The organism is Rhizobium indicum (assembly GCF_005862305.2).
Lineage (GTDB): Bacteria > Pseudomonadota > Alphaproteobacteria > Rhizobiales > Rhizobiaceae > Rhizobium > Rhizobium indicum.
Map to the genome: position 1 here is coordinate 4,806,940 of NZ_CP054021.1, position 22,254 is coordinate 4,829,193.

Here is a 22,254-nt window from a genome sequence, read left to right on the forward strand (position 1 = left end):
GATTCGCTTGCCACGCTTTAGGTTTTTGATTTTCCATGCCGCGATCGCAAATGCCGCGATCACGATTTCCCCGGTTCGCCCTGCGTTGACCGCAGGAGGTTGTCGCGCAGCGTCGTCACCGATTTCTGCACGACGGGAAAGTCGTCGCCAAGGCCGGTGGCCCCAAGCAGCGCGTTGCCGGGATCGGTTTCAACGAGTTGGCGCCCTGCCGGCGTCAGGCTGAGCCGCACCTGCCGTTCGTCGGCGGGATCGCGGTGACGGGTGATATAGCCATTCGACTCCAGCTTCTTGAGGATGGGCGTCAGCGTGTTGGATTCGAGGAACATCTTTTCCCCCAACACTCCAACGGTCTGGTCGTCCTCTTCGGAGAGGGCCACCATGGCGATGTATTGGGTATAGGTCAGGCCAAGTTCATCCAGGATCGGCTTGTAGGCGCGGCCGAAGGCGAGATTTGCAGAATAGACCGCGAAGCACAGAAAGTTGGAAAGTTTCCGGCCGTCCTTGCCCACCGACGGGGAGGCGGGCGCGGACGTGCCAGGCTGTCTTGCGGTTTTAGATACGGGCATGGTTTCATCCTATCCAGGCTCTGAATGTTAGGAGTGACATATACATCGTATCCGATTAAATCGCAACTGAATTGATGACTCTTTTCGACCAGCTTGTCCGGCCGTCGCCCCCAGCTTCACGAGCGGCGGCCCGTCGACGCCTTGCCGCCTAGCCGAACTTCTCCGTCGTATCGGCCTTGCCGAATACCCAGTAGCCGGATGCCTTGATCCAGCCGAGCGGGCAACCTCGTTCCAGCAGGTAGGCGCGGATATCGCGTGTCACCGAGGCTTCCGCCGCGACCCAGATGAAGGTTTCCGGCTGGATATCGACCGTGCTTAAGAGTTTCAGCAGCGCTGCGGCATCGGTTGCCTGCGAAAGAGGCCGGTGCGCCCAGTGGAGGTGCAGTTCGGCTGATGTCTCGAACGTCTGCTCTTCCAATGGGCCGGTGACGGCTGCGATTGTGGTGATGACGGTTCCGGCGCCGCTCTCCTCGATCCGGCGGCCGATCGCCGGCAGCGCGGTTTCGTCGCCGATCAGCAGCCACCGTTTGACCGTCGCGGAAACGACGGCGGAGCCTCTTGGTCCACCGATCTCGAGCCTGTCGCCGGGGCGCGAATTGATCGCCCATTGCGTCACCGGGCCCGCCTCGTGCAGGGCGAAGTCGATGGTCAATTTCCGCTCGGCATTGTCATAGCGGCGCGGCGTGTAGTCACGACGCTCTTCTCCACCATCGGCAGTGGGAGTGAAGATCTTGATGTGATCGTCAGCACCGAGACTGATGAAATCGGCGAGATCATCACCTGCCAATATGACCCGGCGCATGCTCGGAGTGATATCGACGACGCTTTCGACTGTCAGTAAGCGCCGCCGCGTGTCGTGGCGAATCCGCTCAATGCCAGGGGTCGATGAAGCTTGATCTTTGAATTGATTGTTATCCATGTGTCCTTCCGGGGCTTCTGAAGCTCGATCCGCAGGACACAGTCGCGCAGATCGAAGCCGCAAAGCCGTTCGATCATACGCGTTGAGTGACGTTAACGCTTACGTGGCCGGGTGACCCGACCATTGACGGCATGATGTAGCCGACGGCGGCGGCATGTGCAACCGTAAGGGAACCAGCAATGGCGATGATTGCCAAAGTTTAACTTTCCGGCGGTGTTCCGGTTGGGCAATAATCGGCCGATCAGTGGTTATGGAGAAGACAATGGACAGCAGAATCCAGGACGTGCTCGACATTTATCACGCGATGATTGAGACGGAGCATAACAGCCCGCGCGAGCTGCCCCCCGGCGGCCGCGACGGAGGACAGGATCAGCGGCTGCGCGCGGTCGGACCTGCGACCGGACAGTTCATCAATGTCCTCGCCAAGAGCCTCAAGAGCCCGACCATTCTCGAACTTGGCACCTCCTTCGGTTATTCCGGGATATGGCTGGCGGAAGCAGCACGCGCTTCCGGCGGGCGGCTGATCACCATGGAAATGCACGGTTACAAATCGGCCTACGCACGCGACATGGCCGTCAAGGCGGGGCTCGCGGAGTATGTGGAATTCAAGGTTGGGGATGCGGTCCAGATGATCGGCGAGCTTTCCCAGGGCATCGATTTGGTGCTGGTGGATCTCTGGAAGGATCTCTACCTTCCCTGCCTCGAAGCCTTCTACCCTAAGCTCAATCCGGGCGCGATCATTGTCGCCGACAACATGCTGCGCCCAGGAGGCGATGATCTCAAACGCTACGGCGAGGCTGTCCGTGCCAAGCCCGGGATATCAAGCGTGCTGCTGCCGGTTGGCAGCGGGCTTGAGGTCAGTCGGTTCGATTGAGGCTGAGGTGAGATTAGCGGCTATTTTGTTTTTAGTTGCAGCAAAAAAGATGACACGTTTGAAGCTAATTTCCGACACTTTCCCGATCAAAGCTCCGCCATCGCGAGCTTTGGAGATGTGATGTCGGGCATTCTTATCGCCACCCTGTTGGCAACGGTTTCAGCAAAGATTCCCGCCGGATTTTCCAGCGGTGACCTCCTCTATTCTGATTGCGGCGGCTCACGGCAGTTTGTCGTCGGATATGTCGCGGGTTGGTTGGACAAGTGGAACCGGGACGAGTATTTGGCCCGCCGTATTTTCACCGAAGTCGTTCCTGCGCCGAAAGCAATGGTGAACTCGGCGTATTTTGCCAACTCCGTCGGGGTAAACGTCTGTGTGCCGGTTGGAACGACCGCGGAAGCAATCGGCAATACGTTGTGTACATTCCTAGAAGAGAATCCCGGCATTCGCGAGGCCACTGGCGACGAGCTGATGACGACCTTGATCGCCTATAAATACCGCTGCCCCGTGCCGTAGGAACGTCAAACTCCCCCCGGCTTGTTGGTTTCGATGAAACGGCTGAGCGAGGTGGCGGCGTTCAGCATGTGGGCGCGCATGCGCCGCGATGCCATCTCACCGTCGCCTTCGGCGATCGCCTGCATGATTGCCTCGTGCTCGTCCCGGGATCGGCGCAGCCGTTCGCCCTGGCGCAGCTGTGTGCGCCGGAAGGCGTTCAGGCGGTTGCGCACGGCGATTGCCTGTTCGGCAAGGAAGCTATTGTGGGTGGCGTGATAGATGGCTTCATGGAATTGGCGGTTGAAGCTGTCATAGGCGTCGAAATTTCCGGCTTCGACAATCGGCTCTGAGAGGTCGTGCAGTTCGATCAGATGGCTGCGCTCCAGCGGTGTCATGCGGTAGGTGGCGAGCCTGACGCATACGGCCTCGATTTCGGCCACCGTTTCGAACATTTCCATGATGCGCTCCGGCGTCATACGGGCGACGACGCCGCCGCGCCGGGCGCGAAGCTCGACGAGGCCGCCCGCAGCCAGCTGACGCAGCGCTTCGCGAACCGGCGTCCGGGAGGCGCCGAAACGATCGGCAAGCTGCTGTTCGTCCAACGCTGCGCCCGCCGCCAGCGTGCCGGTGGCGATCTCGTCCGTCAGGGCGTTGCGGATGCGGTCGGAGAGCAACCCGCGATCATCGCCGTCATCCTCGGTTTCGAAACCACTCGCCATTCCGTTATCTCCGATCGGTTTTAAACATCGACGGCTCGGTCGATTGTATGCAAATGCGATTGATGTGCCGCTAGGCGTATACACTTATTGCATCACGAAGGTGTTACGTATTCAATAATTGACTTTATATCGAATGGGAATACATAAATCTCCAGCAGGCAGGCTTTTGCATACACGAAGCCGATTGAAACACCGAATTTGAATACGACGGGAGCCGCAACGCGGCGAAGGCCAACGCCTCGCGCCGGGCAAAGCAAACCGTGCCGACATGGCATCACAGACCAACCGATTTTGACTTGGCTTCGGGTCTTCAGTCCCGAGCCACATGCTTTCGATCCTTCAATTCCTGGACGCACAAGGAACCAGATCATGATGATGAACAGACGGACTTTCTCGGCCGCCCTTGTTGCCGGCGCCACCGCTTCTCTGCTTGCCACCCGCGGCATGGCCGCGACATCCGCTCCGGTTAAGGCGCGCAACGTCGTGCTGGCGCACGGGCTGTTTGCCGACGGCTCGTGCTGGACCGAGGTGATCGCGCGCCTGCAGGCGGCCGGGCTCAATGCCACGGCGGTGCAGAACCCGCTGACGACGCTGCCGGAGGCCGTCGCTGCCGTGAAGCGGGTGCTCGACCGGCAGGACGGCCCGACGGTTCTGGTCGGGCATTCGTTTTCCGGCATGATGGTCACCGAGGCCGGCGTGCACCCTGATGTTTCGGCGCTCGTCTATGTGGCGGCGCGGGCGCCGGATGCAGGTGAGGATTATACCGCTCTCGCCAAAACCTTCCCAACGCCACCGGCTTCGGCCGGCATCGTCTTCGACGGCGACGAGGGTCGGCTGAGCGAGGAAGCCTTCCTGCGTGATTTCGCCGGCGACCTGCCGGAGGCGAAAGCGAAAGTTCTCTATGCTGTGCAGCAGCCATTCCAAAAGGTGCTACTGACCGGCAAGACGACACAGGCCGCCTGGCGTTCGAAGCCGAGCTGGTATGCCGTCTCGACCGAGGACCGGACGATCAATCCCGATCTCGAACGCTTCATGGCCAAACGCATGGGCGCGAAGGCCATTGAAATCCAGGCTAGCCATCTGTCGTTGATCTCCCACCCGGACGAGATCACAAAGCTGATCCTCGAGGCTGCGGGGCAGAATACGGACTGATGCCGAGGCCGGGAAGCGGCAGGGCCGTTCGCCGGCTGGCTTTGGTGATGGGCCATGATGCCGCGACGGTCGCGTCAAGTTTGGCCGAGGTTCGGAACAAGAGGCGGCCGGGGGTGTTAACCGAGCTAAGCCTCCATCGAAGTTGCAGTTCACCTCGCTTGCGAGAGACCGCTATGGCCATCCACTTTAATCATACCATCCTCTTGGCTCGCGACAGCAAGACCTCGGCAGATTTTCTGGCCGATATGTTGGGGCTGCCGGCGCCGCGGCGCTGGGGGCCGTTCTACATGGTCACGACCGACAACGACGCCAATCTCGATTATATGGATACGGAAGACGAGATCGTCCGCCAACACTACGCCTTCCTGGTCGGAGACGGTGAATTCGAGGCGATATTTAATCGAATTCGCGAGCGGAACCTGCGCTACTGGGCTGACCCCGGCCAGCGGAAGCCGAGCGAGACCAATGACCACGACAACGGGCGCGGGGTCTATTTCGAAGATCCGAACGGCCACCTGGTTGAAATCATCACGCGCGCTTATGGCAGCGGCGGCTGGAATCCGTGAGCTTGGCGCCAAGGGAGGCGACCCCGGTGCATCCCTGAGCGGCGAGGGCCGCCGCTCCTCTCATATCGGTCGGCGCAGCGGCCTGAACGCTGCTCGAAGCTCGGCGGAGAAGAGCTCCGGCTGCTCCCAGGCGGCGAAGTGGCCGCCCTTGTCGACCTTGTGGAAATAGCTAAGGTTGCGATAGGCGCGACGGGCCCATGTCTCCGGGGCCTGATAGCTCTCCCCAGGAAAGACGGTGATGGCGACCGGAAGCGCGATCTTGGAGGTCTTCTCCCCGGCCGCAAGGACGGGACTGCGCCCGCCGCCATATTCCCAGTGGATCCGGGCCGAGGAAGCGGCGCTGTTGGTCAACCAGTAAAGCGTGATGTCGTCGAGCACCTCGTCGGGAGACTTTTCGGGATCGCTGCTGTCGTAGGTCCAGTGCGTGAAGCCTGGATGACCGAGCATCCATGCCGCAAGGCCGGCCGGGGAATCCGATATGGCGTAGCCGATCGTCTGCGGCCTCGTGCCCATCATCGTGGCATAGGACCTGTTCCCCATCTTGGCTGCGGCGCTGAGGGCATCGAACGCCGCGCGTTCTTCGGTGGAGAGTCGCTGCGGCGCCGGCCCGCCCGCGGCGAGCACTGCGGCAACTTCGGGCGGCACGACAGCCGGCAGGTTGATGTGGATGCCGAGCAGACCTTGTGGCGCGAGCCGTGCCATCGCGCCGGAGACCGGCGAGCCCCAGTCGCCGCCCTGGGCAACGTAGCTGCTGTAAGCGAGGCGCTTCATCAATTCCGCCCAGGCCTGCGCGATGCGGTCCGGCCCCCAGCCGGTGCCGGTCGGCTTGCCGGAGAAGCCGTAGCCCGGCATCGAAGGAATGACCACGTCGAACGCATCTTCGGCGCGTCCGCCATGAGCGGTCGGATCGGTGAGCGGGCCGATGATCTTGAGGTTCTCGAATACCGATCCCGGCCAGCCATGGGTGATGATGACGGGCAGAGCATTCGGATGTTTCGAGCGGACGTGAATGAAGTGGATGTCTAGGCCGTCGATCTCGGTGATGAATTGCGGCAGCGCGTTCAGCTTCGCTTCCGCCTTTCGCCAGTCGTAGCTGGTGCCCCAATAATCGACGAGCGGCTTGATCTTTTCGAGCTGTATGCCCTGCGACTGGTCGTCGACCGTCTCGCGTTCGGGCCAGCGTGTTGCCAGCACGCGCCGGCGAAGGTCGAGGAGGTCCGCCTCGGGAGTGTCGACGCGAAACGGGCGGATCGCATCTCCCGTGGCAGCCGATGCTGGATAGGACGGAAACAGGCTGGTCGCGCCCACCGCGGCGATCCCGATCGCCGCGGTGGTCAGGAACCTGCGCCGGTCGCGGTTCAGGGATTCCGGGCCGGCACTTGTGAGCATTTTGAAGAGCATGGTCATGGCATTGTCTCCTTTGAAGCCGACGCCTTGGGCAAGACTTCGATGAGTTCGGCCGTCGTCAGAATAGCATGGGCGTAGGTCGGGCCGTTCAGCTTGTGCGCAGCATCTATCATTTGGTGCGAGAAGGCGGCCGTCGCGTCGCTCACCAGGGTCCCGAAATAACCGAGTTCCATGGCGAAGCGGGCGGTGGATTCGATACAGGTATTCCCGCCGGATCATCTCGATGCGAGGCCGGCCGTATCGCGCAGGTGATCGGGATGCGTGCCGCCGCCCATACTTCTCGCCACCATCGCGACGATGGTTTCGAAGAGTTCGTTCTTTGCCTCGACAGCGGTGATGTCGCCCGACGCGGCGGCATAGGAGAGCGCTTCGGCGGCGCCGAGCATGGCCCAGAGGCCGGCTGCGGCGATCGTGCCGGCACCGGTAAAGGGCGAAAGCGCGATGCGGCATTTCTCGATGAAGGCCGCTTCGTATTCGCGCTTGATCCTTTCGAGTTCCGGCGAGCCGGCAAGTGCTGCGATCACACCGGGGATTTCGCGGCCCTGAAGAAGCACGCAGTCGACATAGGAGGTGGCGATGACTTTGGCCCGGTCGGCGAGCGACGGCTGGCTTGCCGCAAGGGCTGCATCCATCACAGCCGTCTGGCGGGCGTCGAATTCGCGGTAGAGCGCTGCGAGCAGGCCGGGGCGGGTTTCGAAATGATCATAGACCACGGGTTTCGTTACGCCCGCCCGCTCGGAAAGCCGGCCGAGGGTCAGCGCTTCCGTTCCCTCGTCACGGGCGATCTGCCAAGCGACGTCGAGAAGCTGGCGATGCCGGTCCTGCCGCGACAGGCGGCGGCGCGGTTGCGGATCGGTCGGCTGCCCGGTTGTTTCGGCGCTTGACATGACTATATACCAAAAGTAACTTACTGAAAGTAGCTTACCAAAAGTATACAGCCTGTGCCTTTCATCCGCAATCATTCAGCAGGAGTTTTCGCCATCCACGCGCTCATCGTCGTCGCGCATCCCGATCCCCGGTCGCTCACCCACGGCGTTGCCGCCCACCTTGCCGAGGGTGTCGCGCTTGCCGATGCCGGCCATTCCCTGGAGATCGCCGATCTCGCGGCCGAGGGCTTCGATCCCCGGTTCAGCGCTGCCGATCTCGGCCTGCATCTGAGGGACGAGGCGGTGCCGGCCGATGTCGCCGCCGAGCAGGCGAGGATCGACCGCGCCGATGCGCTGGTGCTCGTCTATCCTGTCTACTGGTGGTCGATGCCGGGGCTGCTCAAGGGATGGATCGACCGGGTGTTCACCAATGGTTGGGCTTATGACGATCGCTCGGGTACCGGGGTGGCGAAGCTGCTCGGCCGTCTGCCGGTGCATCTGGTCGGGCTTGGCGGCGCCGATGCCGGGACCTATGCGCGGCACGGCTATTTCGGCGCCATGAAGACGCAGATCGATCACGGCATCTTCAACTATTGCGGCGCCCCCGTAGTGACATCCGAGCTGCTGCTCGAAGCCGGGCCGGACAATGTGGCCGCTCATCTCAAGGCGGCGCGCGCCATCGGCTGCGGGCTTTTTGGTTCGCGGCAATAGAGGGCTGTCCGGCCGCGCCGTTTTGCGGGTCGGCGCGGGCAGAGTCTTGCGCCACCGGCCTTTTCACGAGAAAAGCCTTGGATGAGCATTCCCAAGACACATCCCTTCGATTTCGACCCCACCTACGGCATGCATCTCGCGGAGCTTCTCGCGGTCGAGCCGCCCGAGGCGGCTGCGGGTTTCGACGATTTCTGGAAGGCGCGTTATCTCAAGGCGCTGGCGGTCGATCCGCAGCCGGTGCTGCGCCGGAGCAAGATCACCCATCCCGACTGGCACGTGCTCGATCTCGTCTATATCTCGACCGGTTCATTCAGGATCGGCGGCTGGCTCATCCTGCCGCGTCGGGGGGAGGTGCGGCGCGGCCTCGTCGTCGGGCATGGTTATGGCGGGCGGGATCGGCCTGAATTCGATCTGCCGGTCAAGGAAACGGCAGTGCTTTTTCCCTGCTGCCGCGGGCTGTCGCTTAGCGCTCGTCCGCCGATCTCGCAGAATCCGTCCTGGCATGTGCTCCACGATATCGACAAGCCGAAATCCTATATCATCGGCGGCTGCGTCGAGGATATCTGGCTCGCGGTTTCGACGCTTGTTGCGCTCTATCCCTGGCTTTCGGAGCATATCGGTTATAGCGGCATCAGCTTCGGCGGCGGTGTCGGGGCGATGGCGATCGCTTACGACCAGCGCATCGATCGCGGTCATCTGGCGCTGCCGAGCTTCGGGGATCAGCCGCTGCGGCTGACCTTGCCGACAGTCGGCAGCGCGCAATCGGTGCAGGAGTATCATAAGAAACACGCAGATGTGCTCGAGACGCTTCGGCTCTACGATGCGGCAACGGCCGCTTCGCGGATCAAGGTGCCGATGCTGGTTGCTGTTGCGCTGTTCGATCCTTCGGTGGCGCCGCCCTGCCAGTTTGCTGTCGCGAATGCGATACCAAAATTTAATGAAATCTTCATCCTGGATGCAGGGCACTTCGACTATCCTGGCAGCGCTGAGCAAGAGGCGGTTCTCCGCGACAAGGTGGGACAGTTTTTCAGGGTGCCATGAACCGCGAATATCTGCGCTGGTACAGTCAGCGGCTGCATCGAGACATGGAGATGCTGGTGTTCGGCCATGCCGGCGCCAAGGTGCTGGTTTTCCCGACGCGGGAAGGGCGCTTCTTCGAATATGAGCAGCTCGGCCTGGTCGGAAGCCTTGCCGACAAACTGCAGGCTGGGCAACTTCAACTCTATTGCATCGAGGGTCTGGCCGCCGAGAGCCTCTATGGCTTCCACCGCCATCCGGCCGAACGCATCCGTCGGCATGCGGCTCTCGAAGAGTATATCCTCAACGAGGTGCTGCCGCTGATGGCAGCGAAGAACTCACACGACTGCACCATCGTGCACGGATGCAGCCTCGGCGCCTTCCAGGCGGCGAGCCTCGTCTTTCGTCATCCGCATCTCTTCCGCAAGCTCGTCGCCTTTTCCGGCCGATACGACCTGACGATGAAGGTGGAATCCTTCGGCGACCTGTTCGACGGCTATTACGATGACAGCATCTACTTCCACACGCCGGCGCATTTCCTGCCCGGACTTGGCGACGACTGGCGGCTCGACAGGTTACGTCAGCTCGACATCGTTCTCACCATCGGCGATGCCGATCCTTTCCTCGACAACAACCGCTATCTCAGCCGGCTGCTGGGCGAGAAGAATGTCGGCCATCAGCTACATGTCTGGGACGGACGCGCCCACCGCGCCGGCGCCTGGAGGAAGATGGCGCCGCTTTACATCTGACACCTCGGGATGCCCCTCACGGCCAACGCAAAGCCGCCGTCGCCACCGGCTCGTCCCAGAGCACGATCTCCTCGTCGGTCAGCAAGGCAAGGGTGACCGACAGTCCCTGCATGTCGAGCGAGGTGACGTAGGTTCCGACCAGTGAGCGCTCGATCGGGATGCCTCTTTCCTCGATGAAGCGGCGGGCGCCGTTATAGGCGAGGTAGAGTTCGGCGGGCGGCGTGCCGCCGAGGCCGTTGACGAAGAGCAAGGCCTTGGCGCCCGGCGCTGCCGCGATGTCGCCGGCGACGGTCTCGCAGAGATGGCCGATGATGGCGTCGGAGGTGGCGAAGGGCTGTCTGGCATGGCCGGGTTCGCCATGGATGCCGACGCCCATTTCCATTTCGTCGGGTCCGAGCGCAAACGTCGCGCGCTCGGTCTGCGGCACCGTCACGCCGTTCAGCGCCACACCCATCGAGCGGATGCGTGTGTTCAGTCTTTCGCCGAGCTGCTTCAACTCGGCCAGCGACATGCCGCGTTCGGCAGCAGCACCCAGGAGCTTTTCGACGATCAGCGTTCCGGCGACGCCGCGCCGGCCGGGGCCTTCGCCTATTCTCGACGTCTCGATATCGTCGCTGACGACGACCATCTCGAGGCTGTGGCGGTCGCCGGCCATCTCGATCGCCATTTCGAAATTCATCAGGTCACCGTCGTAATTCTTGACCACGAGCAGGCAGCCGGCGCCGGTATCGGCCTCTTCGATGGCGGCAATGATCTGGCTCGGCGTCGGCGAGGTGAAGATATGGCCGACGCAGGCGGCATCCAGCATGCCGTGGCCAACGAAGCCGATATGCATCGGCTCATGACCGGCTCCGCCGCCTGATACAAGCGCCACCTTGCCAGGCGTGACATGGCGGCGGCGGATGCATTTGCGCTCGGGCCCGAACACCACGAAGGCCTCATGGGCGCGCACGAAGCCTTCGACGCTTTCGGCGACCATGGTTTCCGCAGTGTTCATGAACTTCTTCATCAAGCCCCTCCCAAGGCCAAGGGCACTATGTTACGTCAACCTGCTCACTACTCACGGCTCACTCGCCCCTGAAATCGCGACGATCTTCTGCACCAGATCGGAGATCGCCTCTTCCAATAGGCGGTTTTTCCTGTCGTCACCGAAGTCCGGCACCATCAGCGACAGGTGCCGCAATTTCTCGGAATGGCCGAGATCCGGCAGCTTGCCGGGATGGGCGGCCTGATAGGCTTCGAGAAAGCGCTCCTGTTCAGCGGCGCTGAAATGGCAGACGCGGACGATCGTCGCGAGATGGCGCGCCGGCAGCGGCGTCGCATAGGTCGGGCTGGTGATCTGGGTGACGAAGCTGCGATGTTTTCCAAGCGCCGTCGCCAGGCGCTGGCGCGTGCCCGATGGCCTGTTGTCGATGATCTGCGCCAGAATGGACTTGTAGGCGATAATGGCGTCTTCGGTGTCTTCGCGCGCCATTCTACTCTCCGGCTGCCCTTGTGCCATCGGCGTTGAGGCCGATGATCGCCGATCTTATCGCGGGACGCCGGGCCGGCGCCACGGAAAAATGCCGGAGGCCGGCGGCGAGCAGCCCGGGCAGGTAGCTGGGATTGCCGGCCATGTCGCCGCAGATGCTGACCGGCTTGCCGGAGGTCAGCTTCACCGCCTGGGCAATCAGCCGGAGTACGGCGGGCGCCGCCTTGCCGGCATCGGCGTCGATGTCGTCGCGGGCGGAGGCGGCGAGATATTGCGCGAGATCGTTGGTTCCGAACGAGAAGAACGCCGCCGACCCGAACTTGTCGAGCATCAATGCGGCTGCCGGCACCTCCACCATCATGCCGATCGGCGGCATACGATGGAGCAGCGAACGGCGGCCGAGCTTTTCGGCTTCCTCGCGGAATATTTCGCGCATCCTGTCGATCTCGTCGGGAAAGGTCACCATCGGTAGCATCACCGACAGCCTGCCGAAGACGGCAGCGCGCAACAGGGCGCGCGCCTGCACGCTGGCGATTTCGGGCCGGGCAAGCAGCAGCCGGATGCCGCGCAGGCCAGAAGTGGAGAGAGCCGGCAGGTCTTCAAGGCCGGCGAGAGGCTTGTCGCCGCCGATATCGAGCATGCGGATCGTCACTGGCCTGTCGCCCGCCTGCTCCAGCACGCGGCGATAGATCGCCAGCTGGCGCTCCTCGTTGGCGGCATCGGCGATCGAGGTGAATGAAAATTCCGAGCGCATCAGGCCGACGCCTGCCGTTGCCGGATCGAGCGCGTCGATATCGGCGGGATCGTTGATGTTGATGGAGAGCAGGATCGGCACGCCGTCCGCCGTGCGTAGCTCGCCGCTTTCGGTCTGCATGTCGCGGGCAGGTGTTTGTGCCGGTGCCGGGATCAGCATGCCGCCGGCCTTCAGGACGACCGCACCGGTGTCGCCATCCACGCGAACGGGATCTCCATCTGCTGCCGAAAAGCGACCGGTGCCGACCACCATCGGTACCGATTTCGCCCGGGCGAGCAGGGCGACATGGCCGGCGGTGCTGCCTGCGAACAGCGCGATGCCGCCGCCTTTCGACCAGTCGTGGGCGAGAAATCGGCTCGGCTCCATATCCTTGCCAATGAAGACCGAACCGGGCGGGAAATCGGCGATCGGGGTGCCGGCGAGCGCCCCGAGCACGCGGTTCTTGATGTCGAGAATATCGACGGCGCGGGCCCGCATCTGCTCCTCGTCGGCCGCTTCGAGTTCGCCGATATAGGCGTCCAGGGTGGCGACCCAGGCGAAGACGACGTTCTCATCGGCCTGCATGCGTGCGCCCGTCGCCTCAGCGATCGTCGGATCACGCAACACCTCGATCTGGAAATCGATGATATCGCGGCTTTCGGCGTCGGCGCCCTCGGCAAGGTGCTCGAGTTCACTGATCGAGATGTCGATCGCCTTTTCCAGTGCGCCGAATCCGCCGGCGATTCGAGGCGCGGGTGCGACGTCCGGCCGCTCGGCAGCGGAGGGAGCCTTCAGCTTCTCCGCGAGAAAGGCCGGGCCGGATGCGATGCCCGGGGATGCGCTCTTTGCTTTCAGCTTAAGCGGTTCGGCCATGTTTCTTTTCCTCATCGAAGTTGCGCTCGATGAGTTCCTTCAGCGCGCGGATCGCCTCTTCGGCGAGAATGCCGTCGGCGCGGATCCGGAGGATCGATCCTTTGCGGATTCTCGCGCCCATGATCTTGATGATGCTCTTGCCGTTCAGCCAGATATCGCTGCCGTTGACGGCGACCTCGATCGAACAGGGAAAGGACTTGGCAAGCCGCGTGAAGGTGACGGAGGGGCGGGCATGCAGCCCGACGCCGTGCTTGACTTCCACCTCCGTCTGGCAATTCACGTGCAATGGATCGGGCTCCTGTTTTTCAATACGCAATCCGCTCGTCATCAGGGGGACAGTTCCTCGGCTGTGGCGACGACCTTGGCCAATGATGCGCCCCCCGACGCTTCAGCGGCAGCGATGACGGCACCTTCGACCAGCGGCGCGTTGCAGATGGAGACGAGGCCCGAGCGGGGAAGCCCCAGCATTTCGATCGCCATCTCGCTATTGGTTTCGGCGCCGCCGAGATCGACGAAGACGGCGACGCCGGCATCGGACCAGGCGGCCTCGATCGCTTTCAGGATGCCGCCGGCATCGGTGCCGAGTTCGCCATGGACGTTGCCGCCCGACCAGGCGAGCGGCACGCAGTCGCCCACCATCTGTCGCACCATATCGGCGATTCCCCTTGCCACCAGCGGCGAGTGAGAGACGATCACGATACCCACATTTGCGGTCTTTCCATTCATTGCGGACGATGCTCCCCGAGATAGCGGCAGATCGCCGTGGTCAGCAGCGCGCAACTCGACGCGCCGGGATCGACATGGCCGATTGAACGATCGCCGAGATAGGCGGCGCGTCCGCGCATCGCTTTCATGTCAGCGGTGCGGTTGGCGGAACGCTCGGCCCTGCGGGCGATTGCGCCGAGCGGCGAGCGGCTGGCGAGTGCCGCATGCACGGGATAGAGCACGTCGAGCAGGGTCTTGTCGCCGGCATGCGCCCGACCGCGTCTTGCGACGGCATCGATCGCCTGTTTCAGCACCTGTGGAAAATCGGCCCTTTCGTTACTTTTGCGAAGCTCGCGGCCGATCTCCATCAGCAGCGTGCCGTAGAGCGGGCCGGCCGCACCCCCGACATTCATCACCAGCGTCAGGCCGATCTTTTCCACGGCGTCGGGGAAGGGCAGGCTGGACAGGCTCTCGCCCTCGGCGCTCACCGCCTCGCAGCCGCGCCGCATGTTGGTTCCGTGATCGCCATCGCCGATGGCGCGATCGAGCGCGCAGAGATGATCTGTGTTTGCCGCGATCGTCGCGCGGCACACCTCGATCAATCCTGCCACAAGCACCGGTTCCGCCTGCACTGCCATCCTCCCTGTCGCCGCGCCTCCCGCGGGCTTTTGAATTTCACGCCGGTCAGGCGAGGCTTGCCGCCACGCCGAACGCGCCAGCAACCGCCACGGCGCCGGGATCGGCAACGCCCGCCAGATCCCTTTCGCCTACATAGGAGGCACGTCCGGCTCTCGCCTTCAACATCGTCTTCGTCGACTCCGCACCCGCTGCCGCAGCCCTTGCCGCAGCGGCGATATCGCCGGATGCGAGCGCCTGCAGGGCAGGCGAGAGCGCATCGACCATCGTCCGGTCGCCGACTGCGGCTCCGCCATAGAACGTCATCCTGTCGAGCCCGGCAAGAAGGGCTGCTGATATATCGGCCTTGTCAGCCATCGCCTTTGCTGCGGCGGTGAAGAAGATCGACAGCAGTACGCCGCTCGATCCGCCCATGCTGGTGCCGAGGATGTCGCCGAGCGAGGCAAGCGTTGCCGCCGGCCGGTCGAGCGGCAGCGTGTCGAGACGGGCCAGCACGCTGCGGGCGCCCGTCGCCACCGTCGAGCCGGTATCGCCGTCGCCGACGCGGCCGTCCAGGCGGTTGAGCTCGCTTTCCTGCGAGATCAGATGTTCGCAGAGCGCCGTGATCAGGCGACGGTTGCGGCTGTTCTCCCCGGCCACGGCCGTACCGTTCAATCCGGCTGATGTTTTCGGCGCGGCGATGATCTGGATCTCGTGGCGTTCGACGGCCGGCATCCAGGCATGCGGTTCGACCGCGGCCGTCAGCGCCGCCTCGCGCGCGGCACCCAGCCGGATCAGCGACAGCGAGAAGCCGTTCATATTGAGCGCGGTCATCATCGGCCCCGGGCCAATGATGAGGTGGACGCGGCGGCCAAGCGGCGAGGACAGCACGGCATTGGCGATAACGGTCATTTCGAGAGGCGGCACGGCGCCGAGATTGTTGATGAGGAGGCAGTGGCTTGCCCCTTCGCGAAGCGCAGGCGATAGGCGCGCCACCATAGTGGCAACAATATCGGCGACCGGCTGCAGCGTGATGCGCTCGACGCCGGGCTCGCCATGGATGCCGAGGCCGAGTTCGCCTTCGTTCTCGCCGAGACGGTCCTCATGGGCTTGGCCGGGCACGCTGCAAGTGGAAAGCGACATGCCGAGCGAGACGATTTCGCCGGCCGCAGCCGCGGCATGGGCTGCGACCGTCTTCAGGTCCTCGCCCCTTTCGGCGTGATAGCCCGATATCTTGTGGACGAACAGCGTGCCGGCGACGCCGCGCGGCTGGTTGATGCCGGGAATGGCGATGTCGTCGGCGACGATGACCATCTCGACGTCGAAGCCCTCGGCGCGCGCCTTTTCGGCGGCAAGGCCGAAATTCAGCCGGTCGCCGGTATAGTTCTTGACGATCAACAGGGCGCCCTTCGGGCCGGCAACGGCGCGGATCGCCGTCAGGACAGCATCGACGCTCGGCGAGGCGAAAATCTCGCCGGATACGGCAGCCGTCAGCATGCCCTTACCGACGAAGCCGGCATGGGAGGGCTCATGACCGGCGCCGCCGCCTGAGATGATCGCCACCTTCGACTTGTCCCAGTCCGCGCGCAGGATCACCTTGATGTCGGGAAAGCTGTCGAGGCGGGCAAGACGACCCTTGCTGCTCGTCAGAAGCAGACCGTCCAAGGCTTCGGTGACGATGTTTTCCCTGCGGTTGAAGAAGTGTTTCATCGATTGAGACCCGTCTGTTTGTTTTTCATGCCATCATCATGTCTGTTTGCCGGTCAGGAAAGGCGCTGTCCAGCCGCATCGAAATAAAGCGGATCGCGCAGCGTCAGGCTGATCCGGTCGCCCGGCGCGATCGCCAGATATGGATCTGCAAGTGTGACGAGCTTGTGATTGCCAGCCCTGATGTGCAGATGGTTCTGGTCGCCGAGATGTTCGATCCAGTCGATCTTGGCATTGGCATCCTTGCCGACGATGATGTCGAGATGCTCGGTGCGGGCGCCGACCGTCTTCGTGCCGGCAGGCGGCTGGCCGCCAGGCAGCAGGTCCGCCGGCAGAAGGTTGATATGCGGCTGGCCGAGGCGGGCGGCGACGTGCAGGTTGGCGGGATTGCCGTAGATTTCGCGCGGTGTTCCAACCTGCATCAGCCGTCCCTCGGCAACGATGCCGATGCGATCGGCCATGGTCATGGCTTCCACCTGGTCGTGGGTGACATAGAGCAAAGTCGAGCCGAGTTCCTTCTGGATGCGTTTCAGCTCGAGGCGTAGTTCGGCGCGCAGCTTGGCGTCGAGCGAGGACAGCGGCTCGTCCATCAGGTAGATCGCCGGCTTGCGCACCAGCGCCCGGCCGATCGCGACACGCTGCATCTCGCCGCCGGAAAGCCTGGTCGAGCGGTTCTCCAGCTTATGGTCGATCCGGACCATGCGCGCGACTTCGCGCACGCGCCGATCGATCTCCGCCGCACTCAGCTTGCGGATCGGCGCCTTTAGCGGGAAGGCGAGGTTCTCGTAAACAGTCATATGCGGATAGAGCGAATATTGCTGGAAGACGAAGGCGACGTCGCGTTCGGCAGGCGCCTCAGTGGCGACATTGCGACCGCCGATCTCGATGCCGCCGCTATCGGGCTTTTCGAGGCCGGCGATCAGCCGCAGCGTCGTGGTCTTGCCGGCGCCTGTGGGACCGAGCAGCACGACGAACTCGCCGTCGCGGATCGAAAGGTCGAGGTCGGCCAAAGCCTGGGTCTCGCCGAAGCGCTTGGCGAGGTTCCTGAGGACGACATCAGCCATGCCGGGTCTCCTGATAGAGCTGGGATGGCACCGCACGGCCCGATGTGCAGTCGAAGAGCGCGAGTTTCGCCGGGTTGAATTCGAGGCCGACCCTTTCGCCGATCTGGAAGCTGCGATTGGCGGGAACGCGGGCCTTGATCAGCCCACCCTGGGTTTCCACAGCCACGACCTGGTTGGTGCCGAGATATTCGCTGCCATAGACGGCGCCGCGCAGCGCCGAGGCGTCGCTGAAGCGGATATGCTCCGGCCGCACGCCGAGCGCCAGTTCGCTTTCGGCCATGTCCTGGTGGATCTCGGGAACAGCGACATCGACGCCGTCGAGCAGGATGGAGCGATCGCCGCTTTTCAGGCCGGAGGTGAAGCGCATGAAGTTCATCGGCGGCGAGCCGATGAAATCGGCGACATACATGGTCGCCGGTTTTGCATAGATCTCCTGCGGCGTACCGAATTGCTCGATGACGCCATGGTTCATGACGGCGATCTTGTCGGCCATTGCCATCGCCTCATGCTGGTCATGGGTGACGTAGACGGTGGTGGCGTGGATGCGGTTGTGCAGTTCGCGCAGCTCGTGGACCATGATCTCGCGGAACTCGGCGTCGAGCGTGCCGAGCGGCTCGTCCATCAGGAAGCACTTCGGACGCCGGACGATGGCGCGGCCGAGCGCCACGCGCTGCCGGTCGCCGCCGGCAAGGCCGGAGACCGAGCGGTTGAGAATATGGTCGATCTGCAGCAGACGCGCGGTCTCTTCGACGCGCTGACGGATTTCGGCCTTGGGCATGCCCTGCGACAGCAGCGGGAAGCCGATATTCTTGCGCACGTTCATATGCGGGTAGAGCGCGAAGAGTTGGAAGACGAAGGCGATGTCGCGGGCGCTGGCGCGGTTGAAGGTGACGTCCTCGCCGTCGAGATAGATCTTGCCGCTCGACGGCAGCTCGAGGCCGGCGATCATGCGAAGCGTCGTCGTCTTGCCGCAGCCGGAAGGTCCGAGCAGCGCCAGGAACTCGCCGTCATGGACGGTGAAGCTCGAATCCTCGACGGCGACGAAGCTGCCGAATTCCTTGCGGAGATTTTCGATCCGGATGTCCGCCATGGTTCACTCCGGGAATTTCGAGACGATGATGAACATGACCGTGCCTATGAGCAGAGTGACCAGCGAATAGGTGTAGAGCAGCAGCAGGAAGGGCTGGAACAGCATCAGGAAGCCGAGGCCGATCAGCACGGTGGCGATGGCCTCCATCGGGCCACGGCGCAGGAAGAAGGGCCGTTTCGGACGGGCAGGGGTGCGGGTGCGTGTTTCTATCAGATGGCTCATTTGCGGACGGCTCCGAAGGTGATGCCGCGCAGCAGCTGCTTGCGCAGGAGAATGGTGAAGACGAGGATCGGGATCAGGAAGATCGTCGTGCCGGCGGCGACCGCCGGCCAGTCCTGCCCGCCTTCGCCGATGATCGTCGGGATGAAGGGCGGCGCGGTCTGGGCCTCGCCCGAGGTCAGAAGGGCGGCGAAGGCATATTCGTTCCAGGCGAAGATCAGGCAGAAGATCGCGGTCGCGGCAATGCCGGTCGTTGCCTGCGGCAGCACGACCTTGCGGAAGGCTTGCAGTCTCGTATAGCCGTCGATCATCGCCGCTTCCTCGTACTCGCGCGGGATCTCGTCGATGAAACCCTTGAGCAGCCAGACGGCGAGCGAGACGTTGACGGCGGTGTAGAGCAGGATCATGCCGAGCGCCGTGTCCGACAGGCCGAGCTCGCGATACATCAGGTAGATCGGGATGGCGACGGCGATCGGCGGCATCATGCGCGTCGACAGGATGAAGAACATCAGGTCGTCGGCGAGCGGGATCTTGAAGCGCGAGAAGCCATAGGCGGCGAGCGTGCCGAGGAAGACCGCGAGGAAGGTGGAGCCGAAGGCGATCACAAGCGAATTGACGAAGCGCGGCAGGAAGTTCGACGGGCCTGCTATCACCATGTTGCGCTTGCGCGTCACCTCATCGCAGGTGCCGACCGGCGCTGGCAGCGAGGCGATATAGTCGGGCGTCTGCCGCGTGCGTGTCGTGAACAGGTTGCAATAGCCCTCGAGCGACGGCGTGAAGACGATCTTCGGGGGATAGCTGATCGAATCCGGCGGCGACTTGATGCTGGTCAGGAAGATCCAGACGAGCGGGATGAGGGTGATCAGCGCATAGAGGACGACGATCGTGCCGGCGATGCGCTTGCTGGACAGGCTCGGTTCGACGACCGAATGGGCGGAATTGGCGGCGCTCATCGTTGCTTCACCTTGTTCAATGCCTTGACGTAGATGTTGGCGAGGCCGAACACCGCGACGAAAAGGATGATGGCGAAGGCCGAGGCCCGGCCGGTCGCCCAGCTTTCGAAGGCGGCGCGTTTCAGCGTGATCGAGGCGACCTCGGTGACCGAACCGGGACCGCCGCCGGTCAGCAGCGTCACCATGTCGAACATCTTGAAATTCTCGATGCCGCGGAAGAGCACGGCGAGCATGATGAAGGGCAGGGCCATCGGCACGGTGATCGACCAGAACTGCCGCCATGGCGAGGCGCGGTCGACCTCGGCGGCCTCATAGATATAGTCGGGGATCGAGCGAAGCCCAGCGAGGCAGATCAGCATCACATAGGGTGTCCACATCCAGGTATCGACGATGATGATCGCCCAGGGCGCCAGTGTCACGTTGCCGAGCATCTGAATATCCGACGTCGGAATGCCTGTGACCAGCGACACGGCATAGGCGAAGAGGCCGATCTGCGGCTCGTAGAGAAAGCGCCAGAAATTGCCGACCACGGCAGGCGACAGCATCATCGGGATCAGGATGATCGTCGTCCAGAAGGCGTGGCCGCGAAACTTGCGGTCGATCAGGTAAGCGAGCGTGAAGCCGATCACCGTCTGCAGCACGATCGTCCAGAAGACGAAATGCGCGGTGGTCTGCATTGCCTGCCAGATGTCGGGGTCGTTGAGAACGCGCTGGTAGTTTCCAAAGCCGACGCCCAGGACCGGCGCATTCGGCCGGTTGGCGCGGTAGTTGGTGAAGGAGAGATAGACCGCCCAAAGCAGCGGGAAGATGTTGATCGCCAAGAGAAGGGTGATGGCAGGCGCAATGAACAGCCAGGCGATTGCCCTGTCGGAGAGGCCGCGGACGCGCCGGGCGACCGAGGAGGGCGTTGCCCTTGCTGTCGCATCGGCTGCCTTCTCGACGATGGAGGATTGGGAAATAGTCAAGTTTTCACCTGGTCGTTTCGGGGCACGGGGTCTTTTAGGATATGAGAGATCTGGCGGCCCGGCTCGTCTGCCGAACCGGGCCGCCAACCTGGTGAGGATGGCGCAGAGGGATGCCGCCGGTCCCGTCGGGCACTAGATCTTGCCGTCGTCCTTGAAGACGTCGCTCCAGTCCTTCACCAGACCGTCGAGCGCTTCCTGGGCGGTGCCGTTGCCGGCGACCACGTAGTTATGGACGCGCTTCTGCATGGCCTGCAGCAGCGAGGCGTAACTCGGCTCGGCCCAGAAGTCCTTGACGATCGCCATCGAGTCCAGGAAGGCCTGGGCATAAGGCTGGCTCTTGGCAAAGCCCGGCGCGTTGACGACGGAGTTCAGGCAGGAGAACCCGCCGAGTTCCCACCATTTGGCCTGCACGTCTGGCTGTGCGAACCATTTGATGTATTGCAGGGCTGCGTCGCGCTTGTCGGAGTAGGAGACCACCGAGATGCCCTGGCCGCCGAGCTGGGCGAAGTGCGCCTTTTCAGCCGGATTGGGGAAGAAGCCGATCCTGTCGCCGCCGACCTTCTCGTCCTTGTAGAGGCCTGGCCAGGTGAAGGCGAAGTTCATCTGCATGGCGACCTGGCCGGATTTGAAGGCGTCGGCGGATTCGACCATGTAGACGTTGGAGCTGCCGGGCGGGGTGCAGCAATCATAGAGGGACTTGTAGAATTCGAGGCCCTTAACCGCGTCGGCCGAGTTGACGAAGCCTTCCATGTCATAGGGCTTCTGCGGGTTCTCGTACTGGAAGCCCCAGTCGTAGAGCACGTTGGTGACGCCCATGGTGATGCCTTCGGAGCCGCGCTCGGTATAGATCGAGGCGCCGTAGACGGTCTTGCCGTCGATCTGACGCTTCTGGAAGAACTCGGCGATCTGCTTCAGCTCGTCGTAGGTCTTCGGGGCTGCGAGATCGTGGCCGTACTTCTCCTTGAATTCCTTCTGCAGTTCCGGCTTTTCGAACCAGTCCTTGCGGTAGGTCCAGCCGACGACGTCGCCCATGGCAGGCAGCGCCCAGTAGTTCGGCGTGTTCTTCGGCCATTCCGAGTAACCGACGACTGTCGCCGGCACGAAGTCATCCATCTTGATGCCTTCCTTGTCGAAGAAGTCGTTGAGCTTGACGTAGTGGCCGTTCTCGGCCGAGCCGCCGATCCACTGGCTGTCGCCGATGATGAGGTCGCAGAGCTTGCCATGGGAGTTCAGCTCGTTGAGGAAGCGGTCGGCGTAACTCGTCCAGGGAACGAATTCGAACATCATCTGCGTGCCGGTCTTGGCGGTGAAATCCTTCGACAGCTCGACGAGCGCATTGGCGGGGTCCCATGCGGCCCAGCACAGCGTCAGTTCATCGGCTTTGGCGAGATTGGGCAATGCCGACGACATGACGAATGCCGTGGCCAGCCCGAAAAGGGCTTTCGATGTTTTCTGCATAAGTTCCTCCCAGAACCAAGGGCCGGCTCCCCGCCGGCGTCGCATGTTCACCCACTTCAGAGAATGCTCACATGAACTCCTCAATCATCATGTTTAGCAATATGTTTAGTGATATCAATTTTTATAAACATTGCAAGCGCCAATCGTTGCTGCAATGCGACAGGTGTTGCACCACATGGGTGGATAGTTTGGGGCGATCTTTTTTTGGCGGATCGCGAAAAAATCTTTGGCGAGCGTACCGATGCAGCGACATCTGGCCTCGTTGCGACATCGATCGCACGGTATGGACTGCACGCCGCTCCTGTTTTTCCCCGGAGCGGTTCAAGCTTGGCCTCGCTTCGGTGGGGCCTTTTTCTTGAA

25 protein-coding genes and 1 pseudogene are annotated in these 22,254 nt (G+C 62.8%); 7 read left to right on the top strand and 19 right to left on the bottom strand.

All coding sequences use genetic code 11. From position 1 onward, the window contains the following. Window positions 1–59: 59 nt before the first annotated feature. Both FFM53_RS23420 and FFM53_RS23425 read right to left on the bottom strand, forming a co-directional pair. A complete protein-coding gene (locus FFM53_RS23420) occupies window positions 60–566 on the bottom strand; it encodes a MarR family winged helix-turn-helix transcriptional regulator (RefSeq protein WP_138387423.1) in 507 nt (168 codons plus the stop codon). 148 nt (window positions 567–714) lie between these two features. After that, window positions 715–1,485: a siderophore-interacting protein gene (locus FFM53_RS23425; protein ID WP_138387424.1), complete on the bottom strand. Its 771-nt coding sequence runs from the start codon at window positions 1,483–1,485 to the stop codon at window positions 715–717. Between the two features lie 262 nt (window positions 1,486–1,747). Here FFM53_RS23425 and FFM53_RS23430 point away from each other — a divergent pair, with 262 nt between their 5' ends. Beyond that, window positions 1,748–2,359: an O-methyltransferase gene (locus tag FFM53_RS23430; protein WP_138387425.1), complete on the top strand. Its 612-nt coding sequence runs from the start codon at window positions 1,748–1,750 to the stop codon at window positions 2,357–2,359. A gap of 120 nt (window positions 2,360–2,479) precedes the next feature. Then, window positions 2,480–2,875: a hypothetical protein gene (locus FFM53_RS23435; RefSeq protein ID WP_003540671.1), complete on the top strand. Its 396-nt coding sequence runs from the start codon at window positions 2,480–2,482 to the stop codon at window positions 2,873–2,875. 5 nt (window positions 2,876–2,880) lie between these two features. Here the strand turns inward: FFM53_RS23435 and FFM53_RS23440 are convergent, their stop codons facing one another. After that, window positions 2,881–3,573 carry a GntR family transcriptional regulator gene (locus FFM53_RS23440; RefSeq protein WP_138387426.1) on the bottom strand — a complete coding sequence of 231 codons (693 nt, stop codon included), beginning with the start codon at window positions 3,571–3,573 and terminating at the stop codon, window positions 2,881–2,883. A 369-nt stretch (window positions 3,574–3,942) separates the two neighbouring features. Between FFM53_RS23440 and FFM53_RS23445 the strand changes: the two genes are divergently transcribed. Both FFM53_RS23445 and FFM53_RS23450 read left to right on the top strand, forming a co-directional pair. Continuing rightward, window positions 3,943–4,725 (top strand): alpha/beta fold hydrolase, encoded by a 783-nt coding sequence (locus FFM53_RS23445; protein ID WP_138387427.1) that lies wholly within the window; start codon window positions 3,943–3,945, stop codon window positions 4,723–4,725. Window positions 4,726–4,898: 173 nt separating this feature from the next. Beyond that, complete coding sequence (locus tag FFM53_RS23450; protein ID WP_138387428.1) at window positions 4,899–5,291, top strand: VOC family protein; 393 nt, start codon at window positions 4,899–4,901, stop codon at window positions 5,289–5,291. 60 nt (window positions 5,292–5,351) lie between these two features. Here FFM53_RS23450 and FFM53_RS23455 read toward each other — a convergent pair whose 3' ends face one another. The 3 genes and pseudogenes from FFM53_RS23455 to FFM53_RS23465 form a co-directional block, all read right to left on the bottom strand. Beyond that, window positions 5,352–6,698 carry an epoxide hydrolase family protein gene (locus tag FFM53_RS23455; protein WP_138387429.1) on the bottom strand — a complete coding sequence of 449 codons (1,347 nt, stop codon included), beginning with the start codon at window positions 6,696–6,698 and terminating at the stop codon, window positions 5,352–5,354. Then, window positions 6,695–6,904, bottom strand: a pseudogene (locus FFM53_RS23460) (isochorismatase family protein); the annotation flags it as partial. The pseudogene FFM53_RS23460 and the gene FFM53_RS23455, both read right to left, overlap by 4 nt. A gap of 9 nt (window positions 6,905–6,913) precedes the next feature. Beyond that, window positions 6,914–7,585, bottom strand: coding sequence for a TetR/AcrR family transcriptional regulator (locus tag FFM53_RS23465; RefSeq protein ID WP_138329078.1), 672 nt, complete (start codon window positions 7,583–7,585; stop codon window positions 6,914–6,916). Between the two features lie 93 nt (window positions 7,586–7,678). Here FFM53_RS23465 and FFM53_RS23470 point away from each other — a divergent pair, with 93 nt between their 5' ends. The 3 genes from FFM53_RS23470 to FFM53_RS23480 all read left to right on the top strand — a co-directional run bounded on the left by FFM53_RS23470 (window position 7,679) and on the right by FFM53_RS23480 (window position 10,041). Continuing rightward, on the top strand, window positions 7,679–8,275 hold the full coding sequence (locus tag FFM53_RS23470) for an NAD(P)H-dependent oxidoreductase (protein ID WP_138387507.1): 597 nt from the start codon (window positions 7,679–7,681) through the stop codon (window positions 8,273–8,275). Between the two features lie 81 nt (window positions 8,276–8,356). Further along, complete coding sequence (locus FFM53_RS23475; protein ID WP_138387430.1) at window positions 8,357–9,316, top strand: acetylxylan esterase; 960 nt, start codon at window positions 8,357–8,359, stop codon at window positions 9,314–9,316. Beyond that, window positions 9,313–10,041 (top strand): esterase family protein, encoded by a 729-nt coding sequence (locus tag FFM53_RS23480; RefSeq protein WP_138329081.1) that lies wholly within the window; start codon window positions 9,313–9,315, stop codon window positions 10,039–10,041. The genes FFM53_RS23475 and FFM53_RS23480 overlap by 4 nt, the downstream gene beginning before the upstream one ends. 16 nt (window positions 10,042–10,057) lie before the next feature. On the opposite strand, the gene FFM53_RS23485 is transcribed toward FFM53_RS23480, so the two are convergent. The 13 genes from FFM53_RS23485 to FFM53_RS23545 form a co-directional block, all read right to left on the bottom strand. Next, window positions 10,058–11,050 (bottom strand): dihydroxyacetone kinase subunit DhaK, encoded by a 993-nt coding sequence (locus FFM53_RS23485; protein ID WP_138387431.1) that lies wholly within the window; start codon window positions 11,048–11,050, stop codon window positions 10,058–10,060. Window positions 11,051–11,101: 51 nt separating this feature from the next. Next, window positions 11,102–11,515, bottom strand: a complete 414-nt coding sequence (locus tag FFM53_RS23490; RefSeq protein ID WP_138329083.1) for a hypothetical protein — start codon at window positions 11,513–11,515, stop codon at window positions 11,102–11,104. Window position 11,516: 1 nt separating this feature from the next. Further along, window positions 11,517–13,118 carry a putative PEP-binding protein gene (locus FFM53_RS23495; RefSeq protein WP_138387432.1) on the bottom strand — a complete coding sequence of 534 codons (1,602 nt, stop codon included), beginning with the start codon at window positions 13,116–13,118 and terminating at the stop codon, window positions 11,517–11,519. After that, window positions 13,102–13,446, bottom strand: a complete 345-nt coding sequence (locus FFM53_RS23500; RefSeq protein WP_097619127.1) for an HPr family phosphocarrier protein — start codon at window positions 13,444–13,446, stop codon at window positions 13,102–13,104. Before FFM53_RS23500 ends, FFM53_RS23495 begins: the two co-directional genes overlap by 17 nt. Continuing rightward, window positions 13,446–13,844 (bottom strand): dihydroxyacetone kinase phosphoryl donor subunit DhaM, encoded by a 399-nt coding sequence (dhaM, locus tag FFM53_RS23505; protein WP_138329085.1) that lies wholly within the window; start codon window positions 13,842–13,844, stop codon window positions 13,446–13,448. The genes FFM53_RS23500 and dhaM overlap by 1 nt, the downstream gene beginning before the upstream one ends. Further along, complete coding sequence (gene dhaL, locus FFM53_RS23510) at window positions 13,841–14,461, bottom strand: dihydroxyacetone kinase subunit DhaL (RefSeq protein WP_138329086.1); 621 nt, start codon at window positions 14,459–14,461, stop codon at window positions 13,841–13,843. The genes dhaM and dhaL overlap by 4 nt, the downstream gene beginning before the upstream one ends. A gap of 46 nt (window positions 14,462–14,507) precedes the next feature. Continuing rightward, entirely contained in the window at window positions 14,508–16,148 is a 1,641-nt protein-coding gene (locus tag FFM53_RS23515) for a dihydroxyacetone kinase subunit DhaK (protein WP_138329087.1), read from the bottom strand. Window positions 16,149–16,201: 53 nt separating this feature from the next. After that, window positions 16,202–17,209 carry an ABC transporter ATP-binding protein gene (locus FFM53_RS23520; protein ID WP_138387433.1) on the bottom strand — a complete coding sequence of 336 codons (1,008 nt, stop codon included), beginning with the start codon at window positions 17,207–17,209 and terminating at the stop codon, window positions 16,202–16,204. Beyond that, window positions 17,202–18,299, bottom strand: a complete 1,098-nt coding sequence (locus tag FFM53_RS23525) for an ABC transporter ATP-binding protein (RefSeq protein ID WP_138329089.1) — start codon at window positions 18,297–18,299, stop codon at window positions 17,202–17,204. The genes FFM53_RS23520 and FFM53_RS23525 overlap by 8 nt, the downstream gene beginning before the upstream one ends. Window positions 18,300–18,302: 3 nt before the next feature. Further along, window positions 18,303–18,521 carry a hypothetical protein gene (locus FFM53_RS23530; protein ID WP_138387434.1) on the bottom strand — a complete coding sequence of 73 codons (219 nt, stop codon included), beginning with the start codon at window positions 18,519–18,521 and terminating at the stop codon, window positions 18,303–18,305. Continuing rightward, window positions 18,518–19,471, bottom strand: a complete 954-nt coding sequence (locus tag FFM53_RS23535; RefSeq protein WP_017960896.1) for a carbohydrate ABC transporter permease — start codon at window positions 19,469–19,471, stop codon at window positions 18,518–18,520. The genes FFM53_RS23530 and FFM53_RS23535 overlap by 4 nt, the downstream gene beginning before the upstream one ends. Continuing rightward, entirely contained in the window at window positions 19,468–20,436 is a 969-nt protein-coding gene (locus FFM53_RS23540) for a carbohydrate ABC transporter permease (protein WP_138387435.1), read from the bottom strand. The genes FFM53_RS23535 and FFM53_RS23540 overlap by 4 nt, the downstream gene beginning before the upstream one ends. A gap of 132 nt (window positions 20,437–20,568) precedes the next feature. Continuing rightward, window positions 20,569–21,894 carry an ABC transporter substrate-binding protein gene (locus FFM53_RS23545; protein ID WP_138387436.1) on the bottom strand — a complete coding sequence of 442 codons (1,326 nt, stop codon included), beginning with the start codon at window positions 21,892–21,894 and terminating at the stop codon, window positions 20,569–20,571. Between the last annotated feature and the right edge of the window lie 360 nt (window positions 21,895–22,254).